Source organism: Micromonospora sp. IBSANI012, from assembly GCF_052814045.1.
Window position 1 is genome coordinate 2,743,578 of record NZ_CP199933.1, and the last position, 14,493, is coordinate 2,758,070.

Below are 14,493 nucleotides of genomic sequence, written 5' to 3' on the forward strand. Positions count from 1 at the left end.
CGCCGGAAGGACCAAACCCGGTACGGTCCGGTGCCCGGCATGGGGGAGAATCGGTGACCGTGACCGACAGCAACCTCCCGCACCGGCGGGACTCCCTGACCGAAGACCTGCGGTGGCGGGGCCTGATCCAGGACTCGACCGGCCTCGACGAGCTGCGCGAGCTGCTCGACGGCGGGAGCGTCGCCTTCTATGTGGGCTTCGATCCGACCGCGCCCAGCCTGCACATCGGCCACCTCATGCAGGTCACCACCGCCCGCCGACTCCAGCTCGCCGGCCACCGCCCGCTGCTGCTCGTGGGCGGGGCGACCGGGCAGATCGGCGACCCGAAGGAGAGCGCGGAGCGGACGCTCAACCCGCCGGAGGTGGTCGCCGGCTGGGTCCAGCGCATCCACGACCAGCTCTCGCCCTTCGTGTCGTACACCGGGGAGAACGCGGCGCAACTGGTCAACAACCTGGACTGGACCGGCGAGATGTCGGTGGTCGAGTTCCTCCGCGACGTCGGCAAGCACTTCCCGGTGAACAAGATGCTCGCCCGGGAGGTGGTCCGCGCGCGGCTGGAGACGGGCATCAGCTTCACCGAGTTCAGCTACCAGCTGCTCCAGGCCAACGACTTCTTCGAACTGCACCGCCGGCACGGCTGCCAGCTCCAGTACGGCGGCTCCGACCAGTGGGGCAACATCACCGCCGGCGTCGACTACGTGCGGCGCCGGGGCGCCGGCCCGGTGGAGGCCTTCACCACCCCGCTGGTGACCCGGTCCGACGGGACGAAGTTCGGCAAGACCGAGGGCGGGGCGGTCTGGCTCGACCCCGAGATGACCAGCCCGTACGCCTTCTACCAGTTCTGGGTCAACGCCGACGACCGGGACGTCACCCGCTACCTGCGCTACTTCAGCTTCCGCTCCCGCGAGGAAATCGAGGCGCTGGAGAAGGAGACCGCCGAGCGGCCGGCCGCCCGGTCGGCCCAGCGGGCCCTCGCGGAGGAGCTGACCACCCTGGTGCACGGCGAGCGGGAGATGGCCCAGGCCGTCGCCGCCAGCCAGGCGCTCTTCGGCCGGGGGTCGCTCGATGAGCTGACGCCCGAGACGCTGCGGGCCGCGCTGACCGAGGCCGGCCTGGTCCACCTGGACGAGCTGCCCGACGTGGCCGGGCTGCTGCGCGACTCCGGCCTGGTGCCGAGTCTCAAGGAGGCGAGGCGGGTGATCGCCGAGGGCGGCGCCTACGTCAACAACACCCGGGTGACCGAGGTGGACGCGACGGTCGCGCCGGAGGACCTGCTGCACGGCCGGTACCTGGTGCTGCGCCGTGGCAAGCGGTCGTTCGCGGGGGTTGAGCTGCGCGGATAGTCGCCGCTTGATGGTGTGACGGGGGACGCGCCCGGCCGAGTTGACGATCAACTCGCCGGGCGCGTACCTTTCTCTCTGCCAGCGCGGAACGGACGAAACAGGCGAAAGCCTGCAAGGCCGGAGCGGGGGAATGATGTCGGGGTCGGCCGGGTTGTTTTCCGGTACGAGCCTGGACCGGGCGGTGCCCCGGATCGGCCTGAGGGTCGATTTGGTGGGGCGGAACCGACCGGGTATGGTTCATCGCCGGTAGGGAACCGGGCGAGCGTGCGGGAAACCGTAGCGGCCGGCCTGTCGGAAGCCATGAGGACAGCGGTGAGAGCCGGTGGTTTTGTGGTGCCCGTAATTGTGGTGGAAGTGGTGCGGATCGCGACAGAGCGGTTTGACACGGCGGATATCAGCGGGTAACGTAGTAAAAGTGCCCGGCGCGGAAAGCGACGGTCACGATAGAGCGAAAATGCCCCGGGTCGGGGGTCCTCTTCGGGGGGTTTCCGGGCGGTGTGTGGTTGTTCTTTGAGAACTCAACAGGGTGCTTGAAAAGCCAGTGCCAATTATGATTTATACCCCGGACTGGTCAGGCTTTGTGTCTGGCTGGTTGGGATTCCTTTGGCAACACTTTTGTTGTCAGGACATGTTTTCAACAAGTTTTTGTTGGAGAGTTTGATCCTGGCTCAGGACGAACGCTGGCGGCGTGCTTAACACATGCAAGTCGAGCGGAAAGGCCCTTCGGGGTACTCGAGCGGCGAACGGGTGAGTAACACGTGAGCAACCTGCCCTAGGCTTTGGGATAACCCCGGGAAACCGGGGCTAATACCGAATATGACCTGGCCTCGCATGAGGCTGGGTGGAAAGTTTTTCGGCCTGGGATGGGCTCGCGGCCTATCAGCTTGTTGGTGGGGTGATGGCCTACCAAGGCGACGACGGGTAGCCGGCCTGAGAGGGCGACCGGCCACACTGGGACTGAGACACGGCCCAGACTCCTACGGGAGGCAGCAGTGGGGAATATTGCACAATGGGCGGAAGCCTGATGCAGCGACGCCGCGTGAGGGATGACGGCCTTCGGGTTGTAAACCTCTTTCAGCAGGGACGAAGCGTAAGTGACGGTACCTGCAGAAGAAGCGCCGGCCAACTACGTGCCAGCAGCCGCGGTAAGACGTAGGGCGCGAGCGTTGTCCGGATTTATTGGGCGTAAAGAGCTCGTAGGCGGCTTGTCGCGTCGACCGTGAAAACTTGGGGCTCAACCCCAAGCCTGCGGTCGATACGGGCAGGCTAGAGTTCGGTAGGGGAGACTGGAATTCCTGGTGTAGCGGTGAAATGCGCAGATATCAGGAGGAACACCGGTGGCGAAGGCGGGTCTCTGGGCCGATACTGACGCTGAGGAGCGAAAGCGTGGGGAGCGAACAGGATTAGATACCCTGGTAGTCCACGCTGTAAACGTTGGGCGCTAGGTGTGGGGGGCCTCTCCGGTTCCCTGTGCCGCAGCTAACGCATTAAGCGCCCCGCCTGGGGAGTACGGCCGCAAGGCTAAAACTCAAAGGAATTGACGGGGGCCCGCACAAGCGGCGGAGCATGCGGATTAATTCGATGCAACGCGAAGAACCTTACCTGGGTTTGACATGGCCGCAAAACTCACAGAGATGTGAGGTCCTTCGGGGGCGGTCACAGGTGGTGCATGGCTGTCGTCAGCTCGTGTCGTGAGATGTTGGGTTAAGTCCCGCAACGAGCGCAACCCTCGTTCGATGTTGCCAGCGCGTTATGGCGGGGACTCATCGAAGACTGCCGGGGTCAACTCGGAGGAAGGTGGGGATGACGTCAAGTCATCATGCCCCTTATGTCCAGGGCTTCACGCATGCTACAATGGCCGGTACAATGGGCTGCGATACCGTGAGGTGGAGCGAATCCCAAAAAGCCGGTCTCAGTTCGGATCGGGGTCTGCAACTCGACCCCGTGAAGTCGGAGTCGCTAGTAATCGCAGATCAGCAACGCTGCGGTGAATACGTTCCCGGGCCTTGTACACACCGCCCGTCACGTCACGAAAGTCGGCAACACCCGAAGCCGGTGGCCCAACCCCTTGTGGGAGGGAGCCGTCGAAGGTGGGGCTGGCGATTGGGACGAAGTCGTAACAAGGTAGCCGTACCGGAAGGTGCGGCTGGATCACCTCCTTTCTAAGGAGCACCTTCACCCGAAAGGGTGCAAGGAGCCCGCGCCATCCGAATGCGATGGTGGGGTGCTCAATGGCGGAGACACTGGCGAGTTCGTGCTCGGCAACGGCCGGGATCACCTAGTACAGCCACCTCGTGTGGTGGGAACGGAGTCCTGGTGCGGCTGAGGAGGAACGCAAAGCACCCTGTTGGGTCCTGAAAGAACAACCATCGGTTGTCTTTCAGAACCATGACCCCACCTGTGGTGGGGGACGGTTGCCAGGCATGGCCTGGCCTCGCATACCGCCGGCGGTTGGTCGGGCTGGTGTGGGGCGGATCGGGTTGTGGGTTGGTCGTTTGTTGAGAATTGCACAGTGGACGCGAGCATCTTTGTGGTCAAGTTGTCAAGGGCGAACGGTGGATGCCTTGGCACCAGGAGCCGATGAAGGACGTGGGAGGCCGCGATAGGCCTGGGGGAGCTGTCAACCAAGCTGTGATCCCAGGGTGTCCGAATGGGGAAACCCGGCACCAGTCATGTGGTGTCACCTGCACCTGAACACATAGGGTGTATGGAGGGAACGCGGGGAAGTGAAACATCTCAGTACCCGTAGGAAGAGAAAACAAATTTAGTGATTCCGTGAGTAGTGGCGAGCGAAAGCGGATCGAGGCTAAACCGGCTGCGTGTGATACCTGTCAGGGGTTGCGTGGTCGGGGTTGTGGGACCCTACTGAGTGTACTGACATGCACTCGAGGAGTTACAAAGTCAGTGGCTAGCCGAATGGTGTGGAAAAGCCAACCGTAGACGGTGATAGTCCGGTACGTGAAAGTTGCTGACCTTCTGTGGGTGTTCCCGAGTAGCGGCGGACCCCTGAAATCTGCCGTGAATCTGCCAGGACCACCTGGTAAGCCTAAATACTTCCTGGTGACCGATAGCGGACGAGTACCGTGAGGGAATGGTGAAAAGTACCCCGGGAGGGGAGTGAAATAGTACCTGAAACCGTTCGCCTACAATCCGTCGGAGCCTTGCGGGGTGACGGCGTGCCTTTTGAAGAATGAGCCTGCGAGTTAGTGGCATGTGGCGAGGTTAACCCGTGTGGGGGAGCCGTAGCGAAAGCGAGTCTGAATAGGGCGATTCAGTCGCATGCTCTAGACCCGAAGCGGAGTGATCTAGCCATGGGCAGGCTGAAGCGCGGGTAAGACCGCGTGGAGGGCCGAACCCACCAACGTTGAAAAGTTGGGGGATGACCTGTGGTTAGGGGTGAAAGGCCAATCAAACTCCGTGATAGCTGGTTCTCCCCGAAATGCATTTAGGTGCAGCGTCGCGTGTTTCTTGCCGGAGGTAGAGCACTGGATGGTCTAGGGGGCCCACAAGCTTACCGAAATCAGCCAAACTCCGAATGCCGGTAAGTGAGAGCGCGGCAGTGAGACTGCGGGGGATAAGCTTCGTAGTCGAGAGGGAAACAGCCCAGATCACCAGCTAAGGCCCCTAAGCGTGTGCTAAGTGGAAAAGGATGTGGGGTCGCATAGACAACCAGGAGGTTGGCTTAGAAGCAGCCACCCTTTAAAGAGTGCGTAATAGCTCACTGGTCAAGTGGTTCCGCGCCGACAATGTAGCGGGGCTCAAGCACACCGCCGAAGCTGTGGCATTCACATTTCAACCTCGCTTGGACTTGATTCCTTGTGCAGGTGTGTGGATGGGTAGGGGAGCGTCGTGCCGCGGGTGAAGCAACGGGGTGACCCAGTTGTGGACGCGGCACGAGTGAGAATGCAGGCATGAGTAGCGAAAGAAGGGTGAGAAACCCTTCCGCCGGATGACCAAGGGTTCCAGGGCCAGGCTAATCCGCCCTGGGTGAGTCGGGACCTAAGGCGAGGCCGAGAGGCGTAGTCGATGGACAACGGGTTGATATTCCCGTACCCGCGAAAGAGCGACCCTGACGAACCTCGCTGTGCTAACCACCCAAACCGGCGGCGACCTTCGGGTCAATGTTGGTGAGCGTGGGAACCTGGCGGGTAGTAGTCAAGCGATGGGGTGACGCAGGAAGGTAGCTGAGCCCGGCCGGTGGTTGTGCCGGGGTAAGCGTGTAGGCCGCACCATAGGCAAATCCGTGGTGCATGAAGGCTGAGACGTGATGCCGAGCCGATTCAGGTGAAGTCAGTGATCCTATGCTGCCGAGAAAAGCCTCTAGCGAGTTCTTAGCGGCCCGTACCCCAAACCGACACAGGTGGTCAGGTAGAGAATACCGAGGCGATCGGGCGAACTGTGGTTAAGGAACTCGGCAAATTGCCCCCGTAACTTAGGGAGAAGGGGGGCCGGAGACGTGAAGCCCCACGCGGGTGGAGCGTTGTATGGCCGCAGAGAGCAGGGGGAAGCGACTGTTTACTAAAAACACAGGTCCATGCGAAGAAGTAATTCGATGTATATGGACTGACGCCTGCCCGGTGCTGGAACGTTAAGGGGACCTGTTAGCTCTTCGGGGCGAAGCGGAGAACTTAAGCGCCAGTAAACGGCGGTGGTAACTATAACCATCCTAAGGTAGCGAAATTCCTTGTCGGGTAAGTTCCGACCTGCACGAATGGCGTAACGACTTCCCCACTGTCTCAACCACAGGCCCGGCGAAATTGCATTACGAGTAAAGATGCTCGTTACGCGCGGCAGGACGGAAAGACCCCGGGACCTTTACTATAGCTTGACATTGGTATCCGAATTAGCTTGTGTAGGATAGGTGGGAGCCGGTGAAGTCCATACGCCAGTATGGGTGGAGGCAATCTTGAAATACCACTCTGGTTGATTTGGGTATCTAACTTCGGACCGTTATCCGGTTCAGGGACAGTGTCTGGTGGGTAGTTTAACTGGGGCGGTTGCCTCCTAAAGGGTAACGGAGGCGCCCAAAGGTTCCCTCAGCCTGGTTGGCAATCAGGTGTTGAGTGCAAGTACACAAGGGAGCTTGACTGTGAGACTGACAGGTCGAGCAGGGACGAAAGTCGGGACTAGTGATCCGGCACTTGCGAGTGGAAGCGGTGTCGCTCAACGGATAAAAGGTACCCCGGGGATAACAGGCTGATCTTCCCCAAGAGTCCATATCGACGGGATGGTTTGGCACCTCGATGTCGGCTCGTCGCATCCTGGGGCTGTAGCAGGTCCCAAGGGTTGGGCTGTTCGCCCATTAAAGCGGTACGCGAGCTGGGTTTAGAACGTCGTGAGACAGTTCGGTCCCTATCCGCCGTGCGCGTAGGATACTTGAGAAGGGCTGTCCCTAGTACGAGAGGACCGGGACGGACGAACCTCTGGTGTGCCAGTTGTCCCGCCAGGGGCACGGCTGGTTAGCTACGTTCGGAAGGGATAACCGCTGAAAGCATCTAAGCGGGAAGCTCGCTTCAAGATGAGGTATCCCACCATCCTTTGGATGGGTAAGGCCCCCAGCTAGACGACTGGGTTGATAGGCCGGAAATGTAAGCCCGGTAACGGGTTCAGTTGACCGGTACTAATAGGCCGAGGACTTGACTACAAAGCTGCTACGCGTCCACTGTGCAACTCCCGACAAACGAACAACACCCAGCATTGCTGGTCGAGTTGTTTGACATGTCGATAGAGTTACGGCGGTCATGGCGGAGGGGAAACGCCCGGTAACATTCCGAACCCGGAAGCTAAGCCCTCCAGCGCCGATGGTACTGCACTCGGGAGGGTGTGGGAGAGTAGGACACCGCCGGACAATCTTCCAGTCGAGGGCCGCCCCATCCGGGTCGGCCCTCGACTGCGTAGCGCCACTGATGGCGCAATGAGGAAGGATGTACCTGTGAGTTCAGAACCGCAGGGCGGAGATCGTCCGCGCCGTTACCAGGATCGCGCCGACCGCCCCGAAGGGCGAGGCGCCGGCCCGCGTCGGGACGACCGTCCCCCGTACCGGGGAGACCGCGACGACCGAGGCGGCCAGCGGGGCGGCTCGGGTGCCGACCGCGGCGGCCGTGACGGCGGTGGCTTCCGCGGCGGCGACCGCCGCGAGGGCGGGTTCCGTTCCGGTCCTCGCGAGGGTGGCTTCCGCCGCGACGGTGACGCGCCGAGCGGTGACCGTCGCGAGGGTGGCTTCCGCCGCGACGGTGACGCGCCGAGCGGTGACCGTCGTGAGGGCGGCTTCCGCCGTGACGGCGGCGCCCCCCGCAGCGACGCCCCCCGCAGCGGCGGCTTCCGAGACGGTGACCGCCGCGAGGGTGGCTTCCGTTCGGGTCCGCGTGAGGGTGGTTTCCGCCGCGATGGCGAGGCACCGCGTGAGGGTGGCTTCCGTGGCGGTGACCGTCGCGAGGGTGGTTTCCGCCGGGACGGCGAGGCGCCGCGTGGTGGCGGTTTCCGTGGTGGCGAGCGCCGCGAAGGTGGCTTCGCCGGCGGTGACCGTCGTGAGGGCGGTTTCCGTTCCGGTCCGCGTGAGGGTGGTTTCCGCCGGGACGGTGACACGCGTGGCGGCGACCGTCGCGAGGGTGGCTTCCGCCGCGACGGCGAGGCGCCCCGTGAGGGTGGCTTCCGTGGCGGCGACCGTCGCGAGGGTGGTTTCCGCCGCGACGGCGAGGCGCCGCGCGGTGGCGGTTTCCGTGGTGGCGAGCGCCGCGAAGGTGGCTTCGCCGGCGGTGACCGTCGTGAGGGCGGTTTCCGTTCCGGTCCGCGTGAGGGTGGTTTCCGCCGCGACGGTGACACGCGTGGCGGCGAGCGCCGTGAGGGTGGCTTCCGCCGCGACGGCGAGGCGCCCCGTGAGGGTGGATTCCGCGGCGGTGACCGCCGTGAGGGCGGCTTCCGCTCCGGTCCGCGTGAGGGTGGCTTCCGCCGCGACGGTGACACCCGTGGCGGCGAGCGCCGCGAAGGTGGTTTCCGTCGCGACGGCGAGGCCCCCCGTGGTGGCGGCTTCCGTGACGGCGAGCGCCGTGAGGGCGGCTACCGTTCCGGTCCGCGCGAGGGTGGTTTCCGCCGCGACGGCGAGGCGCCGCGCGGTGGTGGCTACCGTGGCGGCGAGCGTCGTGAGGGCGGCTTCGCCGGCGGTGACCGTGACCGTCGTGAGGGTGGCTTCCGCCGTGACGGCGACACCCGGGGCGGCGAGCGCCGCGAGGGTGGTTTCCGTCGCGACGGCGAGGCCCCCCGTGGTGGCGGCTTCCGCGGTGGCGAGCGCCGTGAGGGTGGCTTCCGCCGCGAGGGCGACACGCGGGGCGGCGAGCGCCGCGAGGGTTTCCGCCGTGACGGCGAGGCGCCCCGTGAGGGTGGCTACCGTGGCGGTGAGCGCCGTGAGGGCGGCTTCCGCCGCGACGGCGAGGCGCCCCGTGAGGGTGGCTTCCGTGGCGGCGAGCGCCGCGAGGGTGGCTACCGCGGCGGTGAGCGCCGTGAGGGCGGCTACCGGGGTGGCGACCGGCCCGAGCGTGGCGGCGAGCGTGGCGGGTACGGTGACCGGCCGCGTCGTGACGACCAGCGGGGCTTCGAGGACCGGCGTCGCGAGGGTGGCTTCGGCCCCGACCGCGAGCGGCAGGACGAGGCCGAGGGTGGTCGTGCGGTCGCGCCGGCGCTGCCGGACGAGATCTCCGCGACCGACCTCGACACGGCCGTCCGCGCCGAACTGCTCTCGCTGAACAAGCCGGTGGCGGAGACCGTCGCCCGGCACCTGGTCGCGACCGGTCAGCTGATCGACGAGGACCCCGCCGAGGCGCTCGCCCACGCGATGGCGGCCCGCCGGCTGGCCTCGCGGATCTCCGCGGTACGGGAGGCGGTCGGACTGGCCGCGTACCACGCCGGGGAGTGGCAGACGGCCATCGCCGAGCTGCGGACGTACCACCGGATGACCGGGTTGCAGAGCCACCTGGCGGTGCTCGCCGACTGCGAGCGGGCGCTGGGGCGTCCGGAGCGGGCCATCGACCTGTTCCGGGGCGCCGACCGGGAGAAGCTCGACCAGGCCGTCGCCATCGAGCTGCTGATCGTGGCCGCCGGTGCCCGGGGTGACCTCGGGCAGAAGGACGCTGCGGTGGCCATGCTCCAGGTTCCCGAGCTGACCACCGACTCGACCGACCCGTGGACCGCCCGGCTGCGCTACGCCTACGCCGACGCGCTGCTGGCCGTCGGTCGTCGCGAGGAGGCCCGCGAGTGGTTCTCCCGCGCTGCCGACGTGGACACCGACGGTGAGACCGACGCGGCGGAGCGGCTGCTCGAACTCGACGGCGTGCTGATCGAGGGCGACGAGGAGGACGACGAGCCGGCCGAGGAGGTCGCCACCGGTCCGGGCGCGCCCGGCGCGGTGCCGGCGCAGCCGGACGTCGACCTGACCGCCGCCACCGGCGACCGCGACGACGAGGACGACGACTTCGACGAGGACGACGACCGCGACGAGGACGACGACTTCGACGAGGACGACGAAGACGACGACCGCGACGAGGACGACGACGACCGCGACGAGGACGACGACGACCGTGACGCGGACGGGCTCACCGACGACGAGCTCACCGACGAGGCGGCCACGGCCGTCGCGGCCGAGCCGCGCGCGACCGACGCCGAGCCGACCGTGAGTGACGCGGTGCCGCCGGCCGGCGACGAGCCGGCCGGGCGGGGGTCGGAGTCGGACCAGCGATGACCGAGGTCGCCGGGGATCGGCTGGTCGACGGGTACACCCTGGTCGTGTTCGACCTGGACGGGGTGATCTACCTGATCGACCGGCCGATCCCCGGCGCCGTCGAGGCGGTCGGCCGGCTGCACGCCGACGGCCGCGCGGTCGCGTACGCGACCAACAACGCCTCGCGCCGGTCGAGCGAGGTCGCCCACCTGCTCACCGGCATGGGCGTGCCGGCCGAGCCGCAGGAGGTGCTGACCTCCGCCGCGGCCGCCGCCGAGCTGCTCCGCGACCGGTTCCCCGCCGGGGCGCCGGTCCTGGTCGTCGGCGCGGAGGCGCTGCGCGCCGAGATCCGCGCCGCCGGGCTCACCCCGGTCGCCCGCGCCGACGAGTCGCCGGTCGCGGTGGTCCAGGGGTACGGCCCGCAGGTGGGCTGGGCGGACCTGGCCGAGGCGTCCGTCGCGATCCGTGCCGGGGCGACCTGGGTGGCCACCAACACCGACCGGACGCTGCCCAGCGGCCGTGGCCCGCTGCCCGGCAACGGCTCGCTGGTGGCCGCGCTGCGGCACGCTCTCGAGCGGGAGCCGGACGTGGTCGTCGGCAAGCCCGAGGCCGCCCTGTTCGCCACCGCCGCCCGCCGCGCCGGTGCGGGCCGGACGCTGGTCGTCGGCGACCGCCTGGACACCGACATCGAGGGTGCCTGCCGTGCCGGGCTGGACAGCCTGCTGGTGCTGACCGGCGTCAGCGACGTACCCGAACTGCTGGCGGCGCCCGAGTCGCGCCGCCCGACGTACGTGGCGATGAACCTGGCTGGGCTCTTCGACCCGGCGGCGGTGGCCGGGCTGCCCGGCGAGCCGGACACCGGCGGCTGGTCCGCGGCCCGGGTCGACGGCGGCCTGGAGCTGCGCGGCGCGGGACGGCCGCTGGACGCCCTCGTGGTGCTCTGCGCGGCGGCCTGGTCGGCGCCGGTGGACGCCGCGGACGTGCGCCCGGCGACGCCGGAGGCGCAACGCGCCCTCGCGGCGCTCGGCCTGTCGGCCTGACCGGCCCGGCCCTCGCGGCCGGCGGACGCCGCGCCGGCCGTCAGAGCAGCTTGCGGAGCTTCATCAGGTCGAACGGGTTCGCCTTGATCGAGACCCGGCGGGAGGCGACCGCCTTGGTGATGTCGAGCTGACCGTGCACCAGGGCGACCAGGTCGTCGCTGCCGGTGATCAGGGCGATCTTGGCCTTGGGGTCGTCGCCGTCGGCCAGGTCGACCAGCCGACCGCCGGTGATCCGGCCGTGGAACGCGGTGTCCAGGTCGGTGACGCGGCAGGCGAGCGTGCGGTCCAGGTCGATGCGCTGGCCCACCTCGGCGTGGCGCTCCAACCGGCTCGCGAGATCGTGCAACGCCTGCCGGCACTCGTCCACGCTGGCCACATCGTCTCCTCACACCCGCCACGCCATTTCTCGGCACCGTACCGCAATGGGTCGTCCGGGGCGCCCGGTAGCGTGAGACCCGCACACCCCGCCCCGCGGAAGGAAAACCGGCATGCAGGATGCGTGGCGCGCCTACCTCGAGCTGGCCATGGGCCTGACGGAGGCGCCCCGGAAGAAGGCCCAGGACGCCGCGCGGCGGCTGGTCGGCACGGGCGGCGCGACCGCCGCCCAGCTCCAGGCGCTCGCCGAGGAACTCGTCTCCACCGGCGCCGCCAACCGTGAGGCGCTGACCAAGCTGGTCCGCTTCGAGGTGGACCGGGCGCTCGGGGCGGTCGGTCTGGCTACCGCCGACGAGGTCGCCGAGCTGACCCGCCGGGTGCACGAGCTGGAGCGGCAGCTGCGCGAGGCCAAGGGCGGCCCGGGCGGGCCGCTGCCGGGCACGTCGCCGGTCGGCGTGACCCCGTCGGGTGTCGCCCCGACCGGCGCGGCCGGTCCGGCCACCGCCGGCGAGGCGGCCGGCCCCACCGGCGCCGCCCCGTCGGGCCCGCCGGTCCCCGCCCCGACCAAGGCGGTGGCGAAGAAGGCCGTGGCCAAGAAGGCCATCGCCAAGAAGCCACCGGCGTCGGTGAGCACCACCACCGGCGACGGCGTGACGTCGCCGGCCCGACCGGTGAAGAAGGCCGCCCCACGCAAGCGGACCACCGGCGGCGAGGAATGACGCCCGCCGCCGGCCGGAGCGCCCGGTGAGCGCCCCGTTCCGCCCCGGGCCGCCGCCCGGCGCGCGTCCGGGGCCGCCACCGGGGGCGCGTCCCGGTCCGCCGCCCGGGCCCCGGCCGGGGCCGCCGCCGAGCGGGTCCGAGGACGTCGAGGAGGCGCACCACCCGGCCGTCGACGCCGCCGTGCAGGCGATGATCAACGCCGAGGGGCTGCCCCCGGCCGACCAGATCGCCCAGTACGAGGCGGCGTACCAGACGCTGCAGGAGACCCTCGCCACCATCGACCAGGCCTGAACGACCGGAGAACCACCCCATGGCACGTCGTACCCGCCTCGACGCCGAACTCGTCCGCCGCGGTCTGGCCCGCTCCCGGGAGCAGGCGGCCGCGCTGGTCGAGGCCGGCCGGGTCCAGCTGCGCGGCGTGCCGGCGCGCAAGGCCGCCGCGATGGTCGACCCGGCCGACCCGCTGCTGGTCACCGGCGAGGACCCCAGCTTCGAGTACGTCTCCCGGGGCGGCCACAAGCTGGCCGGCGCCCTCGCGGCGTTCACGCCGGGCGGGTTGACCGTCGCCGGGCGGCGCTGCCTCGACGCGGGCGCCTCCACCGGCGGCTTCACCGACGTGCTGCTGCGCGCCGACGCCGCCGAGGTCGTGGCGGTGGACGTCGGGTACGGCCAGCTCGCCTGGCCGCTGCGCACCGACGAGCGGGTGCGGGTCTTCGAGCGCACCAACGTTCGTACCCTGACCCCGGAGGTCATCGGCGGTGAGGTGGACCTGACCGTGGCCGACCTGTCGTTCATCTCGCTGCGCCTGGTGCTGCCGGCGCTGGCCGGCTGTACCCGCGCCGACGGCGACCTGGCGTTGATGGTCAAGCCGCAGTTCGAGGTGGGCAAGGAGCGGGTGGGTGCCGGCGGCGTGGTCCGCGACCCGGCGCTGCGCGCCGAGGCGGTGCTCGACGTGGCCGCCGCCGCGGCCGGGCTCGGGCTGGGCCTGGCCGACGTGGCGGCCAGTCCACTGCCGGGACCCAGCGGCAACGTCGAGTTCTTCGTATGGTTACGCCGGGACGCCCCGGCGGCCGACCCCGAGCGGGTGCGGGCCGTGGTGGCGGCGGGGCCTGCGGGCCCGGCCAGCGCCGGCGATCTGCCGGTGGACCGGACCGGGGAGGTGACAGGGTGAGCGACGAGCGGAGCCCGACGAGCGGGGGACGAGAGGCGGATCCGGTGGGCGACAGCGACGGGGTGAGCCCCGGCGGCACGCACGGGCGGGTGGCCCGGTGAGCCGCACCGCGCTGCTGGTCACGCACACCGGGCGGCGGCGCAGCACCGAACACGCCCGGGCCGTGGCCGCCGACCTCATCGCCGCCGGCTTCGAGGTGCGGGTGGTGGCCGAGGAGGCCGACGACCTCGACCTGCCCGGCGTGGTGCCGGTGACCGGGCCGGAGGCGGCCGAGGGCGCCGAGATCGTCTTCGCCCTCGGCGGGGACGGCACCTTCCTGCGCGCGGCCGAGCTGGCCCGGCCGGCCAAGGCGCCGCTGCTCGGCATCAACCTCGGCAAGGTCGGCTTCCTCGCCGAGGCCGAGATCAACGACCTCGACGTGGCGGTCCGCGACGTGGTCGGGCGCAACTACACCGTGGACGAACGGCTCACCCTCGACGTGACCGCCGAGTTCGACGGCGGGCCGACCATCGAGTCCTGGGCGCTCAACGAGATCAGCGTCGAGAAGGGCGAGCGGGCCCAGATGCTGGAGCTGCTCGTCGACGTCGACGGCCGCCCGCTGTCCCGGTACGGCTGCGACGGGGTGGTCTGCGCGACCCCCACCGGCTCCACCGCGTACGCCTTCTCCGGCGGCGGCCCGGTGGTCTGGCCCGAGGTGGAGGCCCTGCTGCTGGTGCCGATCAGCGCGCACGCGCTGTTCAGCCGCCCGCTGGTGACCGCGCCGACCTCCACGTTCTCGATCACCGTGGACCCGTTCACCACCCTCGCGGTGCTCTGCTGCGACGGCCGGCGGGTCTTCGACCTCCCGCCGGGCGCCCGGGTGACGGTGCGCCGCGGCGCGCTGCCGGTGCGCATCGTCCGGCTGCGGGCCCGGCCGTTCACCGACCGCCTGGTCGCCAAGTTCGACCTGCCCGTGCAGGGGTGGCGCGGCTCCCGCCGCTGACCCGCGGCGATCGGTCCGCCCACACCCGCCGGCCCGAGCCGGTTCGCCGCCCAGCGCGGACATCCGGCAGGGCCACGGCGCCCGGGCGACGGCGCGGGCCGTCGTCGCTCGCCCACCGGTTACGCCGGTGTCCGTCCACCCGCCGGCCACCC

At 68.7% G+C, this 14,493-nt stretch carries 9 protein-coding genes and 3 rRNA genes; 10 read left to right on the forward strand and 2 right to left on the reverse strand.

All coding sequences use genetic code 11. The features are described from left to right. The first annotated feature begins 53 nt into the window (after positions 1 to 53). The 4 genes from tyrS (at position 54) to rrf (ending at position 7,191) form a co-directional block, all read left to right on the forward strand. The gene (gene tyrS / locus ACTWM8_RS12600; protein WP_446213970.1) at positions 54 to 1,343 is read left to right on the forward strand and encodes a tyrosine--tRNA ligase; all 1,290 of its coding nucleotides are present in this window, start codon (positions 54 to 56) and stop codon (positions 1,341 to 1,343) included. A gap of 645 nt (positions 1,344 to 1,988) precedes the next feature. Next, positions 1,989 to 3,505, forward strand: a 16S ribosomal RNA gene (locus ACTWM8_RS12605). Positions 3,506 to 3,875: 370 nt separating this feature from the next. Then, a 23S ribosomal RNA gene (locus ACTWM8_RS12610) occupies positions 3,876 to 6,987 on the forward strand. Between the two features lie 87 nt (positions 6,988 to 7,074). Continuing rightward, positions 7,075 to 7,191, forward strand: a 5S ribosomal RNA gene (gene rrf / locus ACTWM8_RS12615). The 16S, 23S and 5S rRNA genes sit together here, the layout of an rRNA operon. 90 nt (positions 7,192 to 7,281) lie before the next feature. Here rrf and ACTWM8_RS12620 read toward each other — a convergent pair. Continuing rightward, on the reverse strand, positions 7,282 to 9,168 hold the full coding sequence (locus ACTWM8_RS12620) for a hypothetical protein (protein ID WP_446213971.1): 1,887 nt from the start codon (positions 9,166 to 9,168) through the stop codon (positions 7,282 to 7,284). Between ACTWM8_RS12620 and ACTWM8_RS12625 the strand changes: the two genes are divergently transcribed. Continuing rightward, entirely contained in the window at positions 9,091 to 10,074 is a 984-nt protein-coding gene (locus ACTWM8_RS12625) for a tetratricopeptide repeat protein (protein ID WP_446213972.1), read from the forward strand. The genes ACTWM8_RS12620 and ACTWM8_RS12625 overlap by 78 nt on opposite strands. Then, a complete protein-coding gene (locus tag ACTWM8_RS12630; protein WP_446213973.1) occupies positions 10,071 to 11,093 on the forward strand; it encodes an HAD-IIA family hydrolase in 1,023 nt (340 codons plus the stop codon). The genes ACTWM8_RS12625 and ACTWM8_RS12630 overlap by 4 nt, the downstream gene beginning before the upstream one ends. A 40-nt stretch (positions 11,094 to 11,133) precedes the next feature. Here the strand turns inward: ACTWM8_RS12630 and ACTWM8_RS12635 are convergent, their stop codons facing one another. After that, positions 11,134 to 11,469 carry an SCP2 sterol-binding domain-containing protein gene (locus ACTWM8_RS12635; RefSeq protein WP_154937954.1) on the reverse strand — a complete coding sequence of 112 codons (336 nt, stop codon included), beginning with the start codon at positions 11,467 to 11,469 and terminating at the stop codon, positions 11,134 to 11,136. A 112-nt stretch (positions 11,470 to 11,581) separates the two neighbouring features. Here ACTWM8_RS12635 and ACTWM8_RS12640 point away from each other — a divergent pair, with 112 nt between their 5' ends. From ACTWM8_RS12640 to ACTWM8_RS12655, 4 genes are all read left to right on the forward strand, one after another. Next, positions 11,582 to 12,187, forward strand: a complete 606-nt coding sequence (locus ACTWM8_RS12640; protein ID WP_446213974.1) for a hypothetical protein — start codon at positions 11,582 to 11,584, stop codon at positions 12,185 to 12,187. A gap of 25 nt (positions 12,188 to 12,212) precedes the next feature. Continuing rightward, positions 12,213 to 12,479, forward strand: a complete 267-nt coding sequence (locus ACTWM8_RS12645) for a hypothetical protein (protein ID WP_446213975.1) — start codon at positions 12,213 to 12,215, stop codon at positions 12,477 to 12,479. Between the two features lie 19 nt (positions 12,480 to 12,498). After that, positions 12,499 to 13,359: a TlyA family RNA methyltransferase gene (locus tag ACTWM8_RS12650; protein ID WP_446213976.1), complete on the forward strand. Its 861-nt coding sequence runs from the start codon at positions 12,499 to 12,501 to the stop codon at positions 13,357 to 13,359. Positions 13,360 to 13,456: 97 nt separating this feature from the next. After that, complete coding sequence (locus tag ACTWM8_RS12655) at positions 13,457 to 14,341, forward strand: NAD kinase (RefSeq protein ID WP_446213977.1); 885 nt, start codon at positions 13,457 to 13,459, stop codon at positions 14,339 to 14,341. Positions 14,342 to 14,493 lie beyond the last annotated feature (152 nt).

What these genes read in the sequence shown, in the direction of transcription:
- ACTWM8_RS12640 (WP_446213974.1), top strand. Translation starts at nt 11,582, where the DNA reads ATGCAGGATGCGTGGCGCGCCTACCTCGAGCTGGCCATGGGCCTGACG.
- ACTWM8_RS12630 (WP_446213973.1), top strand. Translation starts at nt 10,071, where the DNA reads ATGACCGAGGTCGCCGGGGATCGGCTGGTCGACGGGTACACCCTGGTC.
- ACTWM8_RS12650 (WP_446213976.1), top strand. Translation starts at nt 12,499, where the DNA reads ATGGCACGTCGTACCCGCCTCGACGCCGAACTCGTCCGCCGCGGTCTG.